Origin of the sequence: Stutzerimonas stutzeri, from assembly GCF_000935215.1 — a bacterium.
Taxonomy (GTDB): domain Bacteria; phylum Pseudomonadota; class Gammaproteobacteria; order Pseudomonadales; family Pseudomonadaceae; genus Stutzerimonas.
In genome coordinates this window covers 1-15,248 of record NZ_JXXD01000037.1, presented here as the reverse complement: position 1 = coordinate 15,248, position 15,248 = coordinate 1, and the positions used below count along the sequence as shown (strand labels likewise).

Annotated in this window: 13 protein-coding genes; 8 read left to right on the top strand and 5 right to left on the bottom strand. The window is 62.8% G+C overall.

The window, feature by feature from the left end; translation table 11 throughout:
- The first annotated feature begins 245 nt into the window (after nucleotides 1-245).
- A complete protein-coding gene (pncB, locus tag LO50_RS05450; protein ID WP_044314353.1) occupies nucleotides 246-1,448 on the top strand; it encodes a nicotinate phosphoribosyltransferase in 1,203 nt (400 codons plus the stop codon).
- Between the two features lie 3 nt (nucleotides 1,449-1,451).
- Here the strand turns inward: pncB and LO50_RS05445 are convergent, their stop codons facing one another.
- On the bottom strand, nucleotides 1,452-2,648 hold the full coding sequence (locus tag LO50_RS05445) for a GGDEF domain-containing protein (protein ID WP_044314352.1): 1,197 nt from the start codon (nucleotides 2,646-2,648) through the stop codon (nucleotides 1,452-1,454).
- Nucleotides 2,649-2,985: 337 nt separating this feature from the next.
- On the opposite strand from LO50_RS05445, the gene LO50_RS05440 reads away from it, so the two are divergent.
- Entirely contained in the window at nucleotides 2,986-4,896 is a 1,911-nt protein-coding gene (locus LO50_RS05440; protein ID WP_044314351.1) for an autotransporter domain-containing SGNH/GDSL hydrolase family protein, read from the top strand.
- 55 nt (nucleotides 4,897-4,951) lie between these two features.
- Here the strand turns inward: LO50_RS05440 and LO50_RS05435 are convergent, their stop codons facing one another.
- Complete coding sequence (locus LO50_RS05435; protein ID WP_044314350.1) at nucleotides 4,952-5,857, bottom strand: hypothetical protein; 906 nt, start codon at nucleotides 5,855-5,857, stop codon at nucleotides 4,952-4,954.
- Between the two features lie 359 nt (nucleotides 5,858-6,216).
- On the opposite strand from LO50_RS05435, the gene LO50_RS05430 reads away from it, so the two are divergent.
- The gene (locus LO50_RS05430) at nucleotides 6,217-6,483 is read left to right on the top strand and encodes a hypothetical protein (RefSeq protein WP_023444113.1); all 267 of its coding nucleotides are present in this window, start codon (nucleotides 6,217-6,219) and stop codon (nucleotides 6,481-6,483) included.
- A 4-nt stretch (nucleotides 6,484-6,487) separates the two neighbouring features.
- On the opposite strand, the gene LO50_RS05425 is transcribed toward LO50_RS05430, so the two are convergent.
- Nucleotides 6,488-7,378 (bottom strand): LysR family transcriptional regulator ArgP, encoded by an 891-nt coding sequence (locus LO50_RS05425; protein WP_014819388.1) that lies wholly within the window; start codon nucleotides 7,376-7,378, stop codon nucleotides 6,488-6,490.
- A gap of 90 nt (nucleotides 7,379-7,468) precedes the next feature.
- Between LO50_RS05425 and LO50_RS05420 the strand changes: the two genes are divergently transcribed.
- The 4 genes from LO50_RS05420 to LO50_RS05405 all read left to right on the top strand — a co-directional run bounded on the left by LO50_RS05420 (nucleotide 7,469) and on the right by LO50_RS05405 (nucleotide 12,222).
- Complete coding sequence (locus LO50_RS05420; RefSeq protein WP_014819387.1) at nucleotides 7,469-8,077, top strand: LysE/ArgO family amino acid transporter; 609 nt, start codon at nucleotides 7,469-7,471, stop codon at nucleotides 8,075-8,077.
- 400 nt (nucleotides 8,078-8,477) lie between these two features.
- A complete protein-coding gene (locus LO50_RS05415; RefSeq protein ID WP_014819386.1) occupies nucleotides 8,478-9,059 on the top strand; it encodes a superoxide dismutase in 582 nt (193 codons plus the stop codon).
- A 286-nt stretch (nucleotides 9,060-9,345) separates the two neighbouring features.
- The gene (locus LO50_RS05410) at nucleotides 9,346-11,406 is read left to right on the top strand and encodes a putative bifunctional diguanylate cyclase/phosphodiesterase (RefSeq protein ID WP_044314349.1); all 2,061 of its coding nucleotides are present in this window, start codon (nucleotides 9,346-9,348) and stop codon (nucleotides 11,404-11,406) included.
- 132 nt (nucleotides 11,407-11,538) lie between these two features.
- Complete coding sequence (locus LO50_RS05405; RefSeq protein ID WP_044314348.1) at nucleotides 11,539-12,222, top strand: spermidine synthase; 684 nt, start codon at nucleotides 11,539-11,541, stop codon at nucleotides 12,220-12,222.
- Between the two features lie 10 nt (nucleotides 12,223-12,232).
- Here LO50_RS05405 and LO50_RS05400 read toward each other — a convergent pair whose 3' ends face one another.
- The gene (locus LO50_RS05400) at nucleotides 12,233-13,126 is read right to left on the bottom strand and encodes a GIDE domain-containing protein (RefSeq protein ID WP_044314347.1); all 894 of its coding nucleotides are present in this window, start codon (nucleotides 13,124-13,126) and stop codon (nucleotides 12,233-12,235) included.
- A 1-nt stretch (nucleotide 13,127) separates the two neighbouring features.
- A complete protein-coding gene (locus LO50_RS05395; RefSeq protein WP_044314346.1) occupies nucleotides 13,128-13,700 on the bottom strand; it encodes a LemA family protein in 573 nt (190 codons plus the stop codon).
- 172 nt (nucleotides 13,701-13,872) lie between these two features.
- On the opposite strand from LO50_RS05395, the gene LO50_RS05390 reads away from it, so the two are divergent.
- Nucleotides 13,873-15,207, top strand: coding sequence for an imelysin family protein (locus tag LO50_RS05390; protein WP_044314345.1), 1,335 nt, complete (start codon nucleotides 13,873-13,875; stop codon nucleotides 15,205-15,207).
- The last annotated feature ends 41 nt before the right edge of the window (nucleotides 15,208-15,248 follow it).

The window sequence follows — 15,248 nt, the reverse complement described above, 5'->3', positions numbered from 1 at the left end:
TTCTTCATTTCTTCATTCAATCCTTTAAGCAAATATCAAAAAACGAAATTGCAAAGTAATGCGATATTGCTATCCGAGCGATATATAGCCGGCAGAATTATATTTATAGGCCTTTTGCGCAACGCGACGGGCCAGGCAGAAGCTGATATCTGCGGTTATTTTATTCATTCCTAACTTATAACGATGACCTGCATCCCTTGCCGTTTGTCGATATCATCGACAGGCATTTCAAGCTGGAGCGGTCGATGAACAGCAGCGCCTTTTCCGAACGAATCGTCCAGAGCCTGCTGGATACCGATTTCTACAAGCTCACCATGATGCAGGCGGTGCTGCATCACTATCCGAACGCGGAGGTGGAGTGGGCATTCCGCAGCCGCTCCGGTGAGGACCTGACGCCCTACCTCGACGAGATCCGCCAGCAGATCGAGGCGCTTGCCGAGCTGCAGATGACAACCGAGGAGCTAGCCTACCTCGAGCGCATCCCCTACATGCAGCCCGACTTCATCCGCTTCCTCGGTTTGTTCCGTTTCGATCTGCGTTATCTGCAGGTGAGCATCGAGGACGGCGAGCTGGTGATGCACCTGCGCGGCCCCTGGCTCCATGTGATCCTGTTCGAAGTGCCGCTCCTCGCCATCGTCAGCGAGGTGCGCAACCGCGCGCGCTACCCGGCGGTGACGCTGGCCCAGGCGCGCGACCGGCTGGATGAGAAGCTGCACTGGCTACGCAGCCAGGCCAGCAGCGACGAACTGGCCAGCTTCACCCTGGCGGATTTCGGCACACGCCGTCGTTTCTCCTTTGCCGTACAGGCGATGGTGGTGGACCGACTGCAATGCGATTTTCCCGGCCGGTTCGCCGGCACCAGCAATGTGCATCTGGCACGCACGCGGAATGTGAAGCCGATGGGCACCATGGCCCATGAGTGGATCATGGCGCACCAGCAACTCGGCCCGCGGCTGATCGACAGCCAGGTTGCGGCGCTGGACTGCTGGGTTCGCGAATATCGTGGGGCATTGGGCATCGCGCTCACCGACTGCATCACCATGGATGCTTTCCTGCGCGATTTCGATCTGTACTTCGCCAAGCTGTTCGACGGCCTGCGTCATGACTCTGGCGACCCTCTGCTGTGGGCAGAGAAGGCCATCGCGCATTACCAGCGCCTGGGTATCGATCCGAAAACCCGCCAGCTGATCTTCTCCGATGGCCTGGACCTGGCCAGAGCGCTGGAACTCCATCGCGCGCTGATCGGGCGCAGCAATCCGAGTTTCGGCATCGGCACCGGACTGACCTGCGACATCCCAGGCGTGGAGCCGACCAACATGGTCATCAAGATGACCGCCTGCAATGGCCAGCCAGTGGCGAAGATTTCCGACTCGCCGGGCAAGACCATGTGCCGCGATGAGGCATTCGTCAGCTACATGCGGCACGTCTTCGGCTTGGCCAATGGCTGACGACTAGCCTCCCACGGCGAATGCCCGGGGCGGCTGCACAGCCTCCGGCTCCATGGCGCAGAGGCGATTGCGCCCGCTCGTCTTGGCGCAGTACATGCGCTTATCCGCCAGCTCCAGCAGGTCACGGTAGTCCGCGACCTGATCGCAACGGCGCTCGGCCAACCCGATGCTCGCCGTTAGCGGCGCACCGTCCGGCCGCACGCCGAGGCCCTGGCCAATGATGCGCTCGAGCGCCATGTGCGCCTGCTGCATGTCGGTCTCCGGCATGATCAGCAGGAACTCCTCGCCGCCCCAGCGCAGCAGGCTGTCGGAGCCTCGCAGCGTCGCCACCAGACGCCTGGCCGCCTCGCGCAGGACCTGATCGCCGGACTCATGGCCATGGTTGTCGTTGATCGACTTGAAGTGGTCGAGGTCGATGAAAGCCAGCGCCAGCGGACCATCCTTGCGCTGTGCGCTGTCCCACTGCAATCGAAGGATCTCCTCTCCGCTGCCGCGGGAGAAAACCCCGGTGAGCGGGTCGCGGATGGCCTGGCGCACCAGCGCGAACATGAACGCCAGCTGGCTCATGCTGGCCAGGCTGGCGACGCCGGCGATCAGGATCAACAGCCAGAAGGCACCGGCGAACGACGGCCAGTTCAGCGTCGCCCAGCTGAGATAGCCAGCCAGCGCCTGGGCCAGCAGCAACAGGCTGGAGAGCACCAGATTCTCCACCAGGGTCAGCGGGAAAATGGTCAGCCCGGCCATCAGCACGAATGGTAGAAAGGCGTAGCCGGCGCCGACCACGGCAGAGAACTGCGCCAGTTGATAGCTGCCGAGCAAGGTATGCGAGGCGATGTAGAAGATGGTCGGAATGGCGAACAGGATCGCGATCGCCCGATAGGCGTCCAGCAGATTGCCGCTCGGACGGTAGAACAGCAGCAGGCAGGTGAACGCCAGGCACGCCATCATCCGAAAACCGGCCAGCGCCGCCCACAGCTTGGGCTCGAACACCATCAGATCGATCAAACTCCACAGCGGGGTGAGCACTGCGAAAAGAAAGGCGAACAGGCGAACGCGGTTGACAATCAGGGTCGCGCGGCGCTGGCAGAGCAGCAGTGGATGGCGTCGCGGGCTCAGCAGATGGCGAAGCTCGCTGGGCTTGAGCTCGCTGGGCAGCAACGAGCTCAGGCGACTGCGCAGCAGGTCGAGAATCGATGGCATTTATTATTGTGCTCCCAGGCAGGGAAGGTTTCTTACAACCGGCGGTTCGGACGCCGCCGGCTGCTTTCATATCCGTCTCAAAGAAGATCACCGTTCGCCGGTGCATCGGACGTCCACAGAAGCGCAAGCGCGGCGAATGGTATCAGTTGGCCACCAACAACCCTTGAGCCAGGACAATGAAATCGAAGCTGCAAATAACTCCTAAGAACGATCTACCGTTCGGAAAAATCGCCCTTTCGGGCGCTTATACTCGCTGGCGGCTCCCAATAGCGTGGCCGGATCGCCCGCGCATGTGCGAGCGATGCATCCAAACAAAAAGAACAATAAGGAGTTACCCGTGCAGAGCGCCCTCAAACCGCTTGCGGCAGCCGTTCTACTCACCTGCGCGACAGACGCGGCCATCGCCAATGACGGCCCGTTCAGTCAGTTCGTCGTGTTCGGCGACTCGCTGAGCGATGCTGGCAACTTTCCCGACCTGCAAAGCCCGACACTCGGGGGCAACCCTACAGGAGGTCTGCGCTTCACCAACCGCACCGGCCCTACCTACGGTGCCGGCGAATATATCGGCGAGGTCGGCACGCAACGCCTGGCGAGCATGCTGGGCCTTCAATCGTTACCCTCCACGCCGCTGTTACCGGCAGTCCTCACAGGCAATCCGGACGGCACCAACTATGCCGTCGGTGGTTATCGCACCGACCAGATTCTCGATTCGATCACACTCGACTCGACCGTTTCCGCGGGCGGCTCTACCCGGACCCGGCCTGGCTATCTGGTCGAGAACCCGCGCGTCGACAGCAATGCTCTCTACTACCTGAACGGCGGCGGTAACGACATCTTCCAGCTCGGCACCAACCCGGTCACGATGGCTGACGCCGCCGGTAATCTGGTGGCTGGCGTCGCTGCACTACAGGCCGCGGGCGCGCGCTACATCATCGTCTCCGATCTGCCGGACGTCGGCACCACGCCCCTGGGCTTCATCACTGGCCAGGCCGCCACATTCAACTTTCTGAGCGACCAGTTCAACACCGAGCTGGCGAGCCAGCTGCAAGCCCAGGGCGGCAACTACGTGCTGGTGAACAACCGCTTGTTGCTGGCCGAGGTACGTGCTGACCTGGCCGCCTTCGGCTTCGACCCCAACGTGGCACAGACAGCCGTGTGTTTTGATGCGTCGGGCGGCACCTGCCTGCCGGACCCGACCTACAGCCTCGGCGGCACAGCACCTGATCCTAGCCGCCTGCTGTTCAACGACGCAGTCCATCCAACCACCGCTGTTCATCAGATCAGCGCCGACTACCTGTACTCGATCATTTCCGCGCCCTGGGAAGTATCCCTGCTACCGGAAATGGGCCGCTCGGCACTGCGCGCTCACCTGCAGCAACTGGACAACGAACTGTCTGCGCGGCGCGGCGACTGGCAGGCGGTCGGCGCCTGGCGCACCTTCGTCCAGGGTGGTTACAACCGGCCTGAGTACGACGGTTACGGTGGCGGTGACGGTAGCGGTCTGAGCCTGTCGCTTGGTGTTACCCAGCGTTTGAGTGAGACGTGGCTGGCCGGCGTCAGCCTGGGCCTGGCGGAAAACTCGCTGGAACTGGGCAGAAACGACTCCGAGTACGACATGCGCAGCTACCTGGCCACGGCCTTCGCCCGTTACGAACACCAGCGTCTGTTCGCCGACTTCAGCCTCAGCGCCGGGTATCTGGACTACCACGACCTCAAGCGTACGTTCGCCCTTGGCATCAGCGAGCGCACGGAAAAGGGTGACACCGAAGGCACGCTATGGGGCGCGGCGGCGAAGGCTGGCTTCAACCTGATGCAGCCAGGCGATCAACTCCAGTTCGGTCCATTCGTCGGTGCCAGCTATCAGAAGGTCGAAGTCGACGGTTACAGCGAGCAGGGCGAGCGCTCCACTGCATTGAGCTATGACGATCAGGAACTGGATTCGCTGCGCCTCTCACTCGGCCTGTTCGGCGACTATGCGCTGAGCGAACGCACGCGGCTATTCGGCGAAGTGGCGCGGGAGGTGGAGCGCGAGGACGAGGATCGGCGTGACCTGCGCATGTCGCTGAACAGTGTGTCGGGCAACAGCTTCGAGCTGCCGGGCGCGGTACCGACCGGCGACCAGACGCGCTTCAGCATGGGCCTGACGCACCGCCTGACGCCCGGTCTGGCGCTGCGCGCCAACTACCATTACCGCGGCAACGATAACCGCGACCACGGAGTGGGGCTGTCACTGGCCTGGGACCTGTAAGGCTCGAAGGGCGCAAAGGCCGCCGTCGCGAATACGCGCGGCGGCTCTTACGCGGTTAACGTCCGTCGAGCTGACCTTGCAGATTGGCGATCTGCCCCTGCATGGAATTGATGGTGCGGGTGACCTGAGCCCGGAAGGAGTCGAACTCGGCGGTGTTGATCGCGTTTGGCGCGGGCGCCGGCCGATTGTCCAGCTCACTGCGCAGCACCAGGATGTCCTGCTCCAGCCGGCTGATCGCCTGACTCTGGTTACCGCCCTGCTTCAGCGCCGCGATGTCCTTGCTCAGGCTGTCGACCCGTCCGGCCAGCTTGCCCTGCTCGTCCAGGGTCGTTTTGAGTGACGCCTGCTCGCTGCCCAACGCCTTGACGCTCTCTGCCAGTGTCGCAGTACTCCCCTGCTGAGCCTGCAGGTCGGCACCCAACTGCTCGAGGCGCTTGCCCTGCTCATCCATGCGCCGATCCTGATTGCCCTGTTTGCCAGTCAGACTCTGCTGTTCGGTAGCAAAGGCCTGCTGCTTGCGGTCAAGATCGATGGTCTGTTGCTCAAGCTGCTTGATGCGCAGTTTCACCGCCTCGCTTTCCGTAGTCACATTGGACTCGGTCGCAACGACTTTCCCGCTGATGTCCTGCAGTCGTCCCGCGGCATCCTCACTGATACGCGCGAAGCTTTCCTGGGTGGCGACCAGCTGCATTTCCAGCATGGCGATCTTCTGATAACTCCACCAGCCGAGAGCGCCAAGGCTGAGGAGCAAGGCCAGCACCATGACCCACAGCGGCGCCGTGCTCACCTTGCCAGCAGTGCTTGCAGGGCGACGTTTCTGGCGGGAGCGCCCGTCATCCACAGGCTCATCGGCGGTTCTGCGGATCGGCTCGAGATCCGGCGCCGGATAGGGCTCCACGCGGTCACGGCCTGCGGTCAGGCTGGGAATGTTGTCCAGTTCGTCGTGAGCATCGTTGCGCATGGGGTACCTTCAATGGCGCGGTGCGAAATACAGCGCGCAGTATAACGATTCAGGGCGTGCCCATCAGTGACGGCGCGCCGGTGGAGCAGATGCACCGTGGTAGAGCAGTGCGCCGCCTGTGATACGCATCACGGTGCATCGAATGGCGCACTCAGCAGCCCCGCGAACAGACACCACAGCGGTGACCATCGCCTACGGGCAGTCTGCAGGCCTCGCCAGCCGGGCGCTTCGCCTGCCAGATGCAAAAACCGCGCAGCAAAGCCGGAAATTGGTACGCCACTTGCTCTGTCTCTCTTGCCAGCGGATAGACACTTCCGACAGGGATGTTGGGCCTTAGGGCAATTCACGAGGAACAAAGCATGGAGCTGAACAAGGCGGTTATCGACTGCATGCGCAGCCTGCGACGCAGACTTCGCGATGAGCAGCAACTCGACATCCATCTCGACCAACCGGATGCGGTTACGGCAATGCTTGCCGGGTGCATGAACTCCAACGATGAGCTGACCCGCGAACTCGGACGCCAGCTCGCCGCGTTCAGTGATCGGTTGCCGGCACCACCTCCACCACGCGCGGCCAGCAGCGGCGCCACGGTACGCATTTACCGAGGCCAGCGCGTACTCGCCTGAGCGCTCAATCAACCAGTAACCAGTCGCTGGCGCAACGCACCAGATGCCGGGTCAGCTCGTCGAGCAATTGCCCGCCATTACGCCAGTGATGCCAATACAAAGGTACGTCGATCGGCGGTCCGGACAGCACATCGACCAATTCCCCGCGCGCAAGTTCGCCGCGCACCTGTAACTCCGGCACCAACCCCCAGCCAAGCCCGCTCTGCAGCAGGCGTACGAAACCTTCGGACGACGGGCAGAGGTGATGGACGAACGCCTCTCCCCCGCCGACTGCTGCCATGTAGCGGTGTTGCAGCTGGTCATCCGGGCCGAAGACCACGGCAGGCACCCGAGCCAGATCCGCAGCGGCTGCCGGTCGCTGGAAATGCCGACTGACAAAGACCGGACTGGCCAGCGCGCGATAGCGCATCGCCCCAAGAAACTGACTGCGCGCACCTGCCAGCGGCCGTTCCGCCGCGCACACGCAGGCTGCGACCTCGCCAGCGCGCATGCGCTTGAGCCCGACCGCCTGGTCTTCCACCACATGATCGAGCAGCACCCGATGCTCGGCGCAGAACGACGCCACCGCGCCGGCCCACCAGGTCGCCAGGCTGTCGGCATTCAGGGCAATACGCAATCGCTCGGGCAGGCGATTTTCGTCCAGCGCCGGGACCTGCCCTTGCAGGTCCCGCTCGAGCAAGCGCACCTGCTGCACATGGTTGAGCAATCGTTGACCCAGCTCGGTCGGCCGGGGCGGCGTATCGCGCAGCAGCACCGGCTGGCCGACGCGCGCCTCGAGTAATTTGATCCGCTGGGATATGGCCGATTGCGAAAGCCCCAACGCCTGCGCGGCTCGTTCGAAACCCGCCTGCTCGACAACCGCCGCAAGCGCCGCGAGTAATTTGTAATCGAACATCAGTATTCCTAATGCACCCTGAAGAGAATTTGTTTCTCTTATAACGCCCCACTGCCCAGACTCGCCAGTAAATCGGACGAGGCGTGCGGCATGAATGCAATCTGGCAAAGCTATATCAACGGCCTTCTGGTCGCGGCGGGGCTGATCATGGCGATCGGCGCGCAGAATGCGTTCGTGCTCGCGCAAAGCCTGCGCCGGGAGCACCATCTGCCAGTGGCGGCGCTGTGCATCCTCTGTGACGTACTGTTGGTCAGCGTCGGCGTCTTCGGGCTGGCAGCAGTGCTGGCGGACAACCCGCTACTGCTGGAGATCACGCGCTGGGGCGGCGTTGCGTTCCTGCTCTGGTACGGCACCCTGGCGCTGCGTCGCGCGTTCAAGCCACAGAGCCTGCGCAGCGCTGATGCGCAGCCACGACCGCTGCGGGCGGTGCTGTTGGCCGCGCTGGCGGTGACGTTGCTCAATCCGCACGTCTATCTCGATACAGTGGTACTGATCGGCTCACTCGGCGCACAGCAGCCCGAGCCAGGCGCCTACACACTGGGCGCTGCCAGTGCATCGACACTGTGGTTCATGACCCTGGCGCTCGGTGGCGCCTGGCTTGCGCCCTGGCTGGCCCGCCCGCTGACCTGGCGTCTGATCGACCTCGGCGTCGCTGCCATGATGTTCGCGATTGCCGCACAGCTCGCATTCGCCAGCTGACGCCCTGGCGCGCGACAACCGGCCGCGCGCCATTTTTGCAGGTCGCAAGGAACGCCCAGCCCGACGGCGCGGTCCACGCAAGGCGCAGCCAGTTGTTTGCATCCGCTGCTTCGCCTCGCCAACCCCTCTGGAACCTATATTCCATACAGTTGCCGCGTGGTTTTGCCGCAGGTCGGGTGCTATGATCGCTGGCTCGCAGACATGAAGCGGAAGGCTTCAGTCTGTCTGTTCGGCCGACCGTGAACGGCCAGAGATTGCGCAAGCATGTAGCGAGCGAAGGGAACGACAGAGGTCAGGGTGGGACGCACATTCGCTCCTGCTCACCGGTATCGCCGGCACGCCTCGCACGCTCCTTCCAGCTTGCCGCATCAATCCTCGACACCTGAGTAGGAGATACATCATGGCTTTCGAATTGCCGCCGCTGCCGTACGAAAAGAACGCTCTCGAGCCGCACATGTCCGCCGAGACGCTCGAGTTTCACCACGACAAGCACCACGCTGCTTACGTGACCAATCTGAACAACCTGATCCCGGGCACCGAGTTTGAAGGCAAGGATCTGGAAAGCATCATCAAGACCTCTTCCGGTGGCATCTTCAACAATGCCGCTCAGGTCTGGAACCACACCTTTTTCTGGAACTGCCTGGCGCCGAACGCCGGTGGTCAGCCGACTGGCGCGCTGGCCGATGCCATCAACGCATCCTTCGGCTCGTTCGACAAGTTCAAGGAAGAGTTCACCAAGACCGCCATCGGCACCTTCGGCTCCGGCTGGGCCTGGCTGGTGAAGAAGTCCGACGGCAGCCTCGGCCTGGCAAGCACCATCGGTGCCGGCAACCCGATGACCGCAGGTGACAAGCCACTGCTGACCTGTGACGTCTGGGAGCACGCCTACTACATCGACTACCGCAACGCTCGTCCGAAGTTCGTCGAAGCGTTCTGGAACCTGGTCAACTGGGAATTCGTCGCGAAGAACTTCGCCGGCTGAGCCACCCAGCGCTAACGAAAATGCCCGCACTTGTTGCGGGCATTTTCATTTAAGGGTTCGGTGTCGCCTGCCGCTATACATTTGCAGCCCGGAAAAAAGTCGCCTTACGGTATCGGTAATCGACGCGCAATGTTTCCTTAGGATTACGCCTTTGGGCTTGCATCCTAAGACGTACTGCCGGCCACAGTCGGAGCTTGCTGACTTACTGGTTTAATTGCCTTTGACGATTGCCGAATGACTAACAATACTTCCGCAACCGAGCGTCGGCACGGAAAAGGACCTTCATTTGAAGCTGGAAATGCGCAATAGCCTGTCGCGTAAGCTCCTGCGTGTAGTCCTGCTATCGGCGCTTGCGGTAGGGCTGGTGCTCAGCTGCGCACAGATCATCTTCGGTGCCTACAAGACACGCCAGTTGATCGAAGCCGATGCCCAACGCATCCTGCGCATGACCCGCGACCCATCCACTCAGGCGATCTACAGCCTCGACCGCGAGATGGGCGCCCAGGTGATGGAGGGGCTCTTCCAGCACGAATCGATTCGCATGGCATCCATCGGCCATCCGGACGAAGGCATGCTGGCGCTGAAGATCAGACCACCTATCGACCTGCCGACACGCTGGCTGACCGATCCGATTCTCCACCGCGACCGACAGTTCTCGATTCCGCTGATCGGCAAACCGCCTTACAACGAATATTACGGCGAGCTGCGCATAACCCTGGACACCGCCAAATACGGCCAGGAATTCATCAACGACTCCATCGTGATCTTCATCGTCGGCATCCTCCGTGCGCTTACGCTGGGCTTCGTGCTCTTCCTGATCTACCAGTGGCTGCTGACCCGTCCGTTGACCAAGCTCATCGAGCATCTGGCGCGGATCAACCCCGACCGTCCCGGCGAGCACAAGTTGCCGATGATCCGTGGGCACGAGCGCAACGAGCTAGGCCTGTGGGTGGAAACGGCCAACGGCTTGCTCGCCTCCATCGAACACAACATGCACCTGCGTCAGGAGGCTGAAAGCAGCCTGTATCGCATGACCCAGTACGACTCCCTGACTGGTCTGCCGAACCGGCAGCAGCTGCAAAGTCAGCTCGACCACATTCTCGACGAGGCTCGACGCATGCAGCGGCGCGTCGCAGTGCTTTGTCTGGGGCTTGACGACTTCAAGGGTGTAAACGAGCAGTACAGCTATCAGGCCGGCGACTGCCTGCTCAAGGCCCTGGCAGACCGCCTGCGCGGCTCCGCTGGCCGTCTCGGTGCGCTGGCACGACTGGGCGGCGATCAGTTCGTCCTCGTACTCAGCGGCATCGAGCAGCCCTACGAGGCCGCCGAGCTCGCTCAGGCGCTGCTGGACGATCTGGAAAACCCCATCGAATTCGACGGCGACCCGATTCGGTTGCGCGCTACCATCGGCATCACGCTGTACCCGGAAGATGGCGACAATACCGAGAAGCTGCTGCAAAAGGCCGAGCAGACCATGACGCTGGCAAAGAGCCGCTCGCGCAACCGCTACCAGTTCTATGTCGCCAGCATCGACAGCGAGATGCGCGCCCGTCGGGAGCTGGAAAAGGACCTCAGCGAAGCGCTCAAGCGCAACGAGTTCCATCTGGTCTACCAGCCCCAGGTCGACTACCACCAGAACCGCATCACCGGCGTCGAGGCACTGATCCGCTGGAAACACCCCCAGGGCAAGCTGGTCCCACCGGATCTGTTCATCCCGCTGGCGGAGCAGAACGGCAGCATCATCGAGATCGGCAAATGGGTGCTCGATCAGGCCTGCAGCCAGCTGCGGCAGTGGCATGCCGAGGGTTACACCGGTCTGCGCGTTGCGGTGAATCTTTCCACCGTACAACTGCGCCACCCGCAGCTACCGCAGATGATCGGCGAGCTGCTGCAGAAGCACCAGTTGCCGGCCGAAACCCTCGAACTGGAGGTGACCGAGACGGGGCTGATGGAAGACATCGACGCGGCAGCGCACAACCTGCACAGCCTGCGGCGCTCCGGCGCGCTGATCGCGATCGACGATTTCGGTACCGGTTACTCCTCGCTGAGTTATCTCAAGAGCCTGCCGCTGGACAAGATCAAGATCGACAAGAGCTTTGTCCAGGACATCGGCCAGGACGAGGGCGCGACCATCGTGCGCGCGGTCATCCAGCTGGGCAAAAGCCTCGGCATGACGGTGATCGCCGAGGGCGTCGAAACACCGGAGCAGGAAGCCTATCTGATCGCTGAAGGTTGCCAGGAAGGCCAGGGCTACTATTACAGCAAGCCGCTGCCCGCCCGCGATCTCGACCTGCTGCTGCGCCAGTCGACGCCATTCGATCGGGCAGTCAATTCCGAGCTGCGCTAGCCCGACAGCGCGCCGCTGGCGCGCATCGCCGCCTCGAATCGCCACCCGCACTTGCCCCCTGGCGCTGGCCAGTCATGAGCACATGGGCCACACTTCCAGCCTTTTATCGCCCGCGCCTACAACGAGTCCCCGATGAAACGCTTCGTACTCCTGGATACCGCCGCCATTCCCACTGGCGGCGCCTTGTGCCTGTTCGAATATGGCGATGACTTCGTCATCAAGATCCAGGGCGGAAACGGCAATCAGCTGATGAACACCCGCACCCATGGCTCAGAGGACGCGCTGGCGGAGATTCCCTGCAAACGGATCGCTGCACGGTCGCAGGCCCGCGTGCTGATCGGTGGGTTGGGGATGGGCTTTACCCTCGCTTCTGCGTTGCGCCATCTCGGGCCGGACGCCGAGGTGCTGGTCGCGGAACTGGTGCCAGGGGTGATCGAGTGGAACCGCGGTGCACTCGGTGAGAAGTCCGGCAATCCGCTGCGCGATGCCCGCGCACGGGTGCTGAACCAGGACGTCGCCGAGTTACTGCGGGATCAAGCCCAGGGCTTCGATGCGATCATGCTGGACGTCGACAACGGTCCCGAGGGACTGACGCAGAAGAGCAACAGTTGGCTGTACTCGGCTGACGGCCTCAACGCCTGCGCCCGCGCGTTGCGCCCGTCCGGCATCCTCGCGGTCTGGTCGGCCAGCGCCGACTGCGCCTTTTCCGACAAGCTCGCCAAGGCCGGCTTCAAGGCCGAAGAAGTGCAGGTGTTCGCCCACGGCAACCGCGGCACCCGGCATACCATCTGGATCGCCGAAAAACGCAAGCGCTGAGCCGGCCGGTTTACCAGGCCGTCACACCCAGCTGCGACGCCAGCCAGACGGCGCCAGCCAGGCACATCAGTGCACCACCGGCGGCCTGCCAGTAGAAGCGCTGCGTGAGCACTTCTTCGCCGTGGCTGGACAGTACGAAAGGCAGCGCCTCGCTTGGCTGCCCCAGCTGGTGCAATGCCGGCGCGGCGCTGCTCTCGCGATGCCGATCTTCCGCCTCGAGGCGCGCCGCCAGGCGTACGCGGCTCCACTCCTGCTCGTCGAGCTGACCGTCGGCGTTGCTGTCGAAACGCTGCAGCAGGCCGGCGAAATCCCCCTTCCACTGACGGATCACGTCGCGCTTGGCGGATTGCAGGTCGAGGCCCTGTCGCCCGCCGCCGCTCGTGCGGAAATCACCGAGTGCGTAAAGCGGTTCACCCTCGTGCAGACGTTCCTCGGTGTAGCGATAGCGCTTGCCGATGCTGAACAGGCCGAGCCAGCCACTCGGAGCGACACCGCGCGGGTGGCGCAGATCGCCGGTCCAGACCTTGCGGAAGGCGGGATGGACCTCCGCGCCACGCGGGTCGATCAGGCATTCGCCGGTGGCATCGGCCAGGCGCAGCCAGGCTTCACTGACACCGCGTTCGACCACACTCCAGCTGCTGCGCTTGCCGTTGGAACGGTACTCCTCGATACGATAGCGCCACCACAGGCAGCGCTCGCCGGTCAGCGGCGCCACCGGTTGCGGCACCATCAGCTCGCGCAGCACACCAACCAGCTCGACATACCCCTGGGCTGCAGAGCGAATGCGAGAAGTCGGGGTATCTAGCAAATGACGGGCACGCGACCAGCGACCGATGCAGATCCACGCCCCGCCGACGCAAAGCGCGGCGGCGAGAATGAGTGTGAAAACCTGGCCCGGATGCATTTCAGCCGAACAGCGCCTTGAGATCGACGTCGGCCTTCTCCGCCTCGCTGAACTGCAGCAGGGCAGCCTCCTTGAAACCGAACGTCCGCGCCAGCAGTACATCGGGAAATTGCTCGATGCGCACGTTGTTCAGGTTGACCGCCTCGTTGTACAGCTCACGGCGATCGGCGATTCCGCTTTCCAGTCCGCTGATGCGCTGCTGCAGATGGCGGAAACTCTCGTTGGCCTTGAGCTCGGGGTAGTTCTCGGCCAGCGCGAACAGCCGCCCGAGGCCGGCACGCAGACCGGTTTCGGCTTGCCCCAGCGCACTCACATCGCCCTGCTCCCGCGCGCTGGACACGGCATTGCGCGCACTGATCACCTGCTCCAGCGTATTGCGTTCATGCTGCATGTACTTCCGGCAGGTCTCCACCAGCTTGGGCAACTCTTCATGGCGCTGACGCAGCAGCACGTCGATATTGGCCCAGGCCTTGCCGACGCCATGCTTCAGACGCACCAGCCCGTTGTAGAGAATCACCGCATAAGCGGCGACGAGAAACAGCACAACCAGCACAACCACCGCGCTCAGGCTCATAGCATCTCCAGGGACAAAGGCCGTCAGAACGCCAGCATTCTACCGGCTGCACCGAAACGGAAGAGAGAGCCTGTGCACGCATTGGCTTTGCACAAAATGAAAATCTTTCGCATTATTGACGGCTTCCGAGCAGCCCTCGGCTTCGTTCACTCGCACGCAAAGGAACCCGCACATGCTACGCACCCCCATCTGGGCAACCGCCAGCCTCCTCGCTGTGGCCATCTCACTCGCCGGTTGTGGTGAGGACAAGACCCCCGCGAACCAGACTGCTGCCCCGCAAAGCACTACCGAAAGCGTGCCAGCCGAAAAGGCGCAGGCGCCCGATGAGAAAGCGGCCAAGGCAGTCGTCAGCCACTACGCCGATCTGGCGCTGGCGGTATTCAGCGATGCCCACGCCACCGGCGTGAAACTGCAGGAAGCTGTCGACGCCCTCCTCGCCAACCCCAGCGAAGAGACCCTGCAGGCCGCGCGTCAGGCCTGGCTGGCGGCCCGCGTTCCCTACATGCAGACCGAAGTATTCCGCTTCGGCAACGCCGTCGTGGATGACTGGGAAGGTCAGCTCAATGCCTGGCCGCTCGATGAGGGCCTGATCGATTACATCGAGGGCGACTACCAGCACGCCCTCGGCAACCCGGGCGCCACAGCCAATATCATCGCCAACAGCGAACTGCAGATTGGCGAAGACAAGGTCGACACCAGCGAAATCAACGCCGAGCTGCTGGCCAGCCTCAACGAACTGGCCGGCTCCGAAGCGAACGTCGCCACTGGCTACCACGCGATCGAGTTCCTGCTCTGGGGCCAGGACCTCAATGGCACAGACCCAGGTGCCGGCGAGCGGCCCTACACCGACTACGTGGAAGGCGAAGGCTGCACCGGCGACAACTGCGACCGCCGCCGCACCTACCTGAAAGTCGCGACCGAACTGCTGGTCAGCGACCTGCAGGAAATGGTCGAGCAGTGGCAGCCGAATGCCGAGAACTACCGCGCCAGCCTCGAAGCCGATACCGCGGAAAACGGCCTGCGCAAGATGTTCTTCGGCATGGGCAGCCTGTCCCTCGGCGAACTGGCTGGCGAGCGCATGAAAGTCGCTCTGGAAGCCAACTCCACCGAAGACGAGCACGACTGCTTCAGCGACAACACTCACAACTCGCACTTCTTCAATGCCCGTGGCGTTCGCAACGTCTATCTCGGCGAGTACAAGCGCGTCGACGGCACCACACTGACCGGCCCGAGCCTGGCCTCGCTGGTTCAGGGCGTCAGCCCGGAGGTGGACAGCACGCTGAAGACCGACCTGGAAACTACCGAAGCCAAGCTGCAGGTTCTGGTGGAAAGTGCTGAGAACGGAGAGGCCTTCGATCAGCTGATCGCCTCGGACAACACCGAAGGCCAGCAGAAAGTACGCGATGCCATCGGCGCACTGGTCAAGCAGACCGCCGCGATCGAGCAGGCCGCCGGTGCCCTCGGCATCAGCGACCTCAACCCTGACACCGCCGATCACGAGTTCTGATCGGCGCCGACACGGGCGCAGCTGTTGCGCCCGTGTCGGGC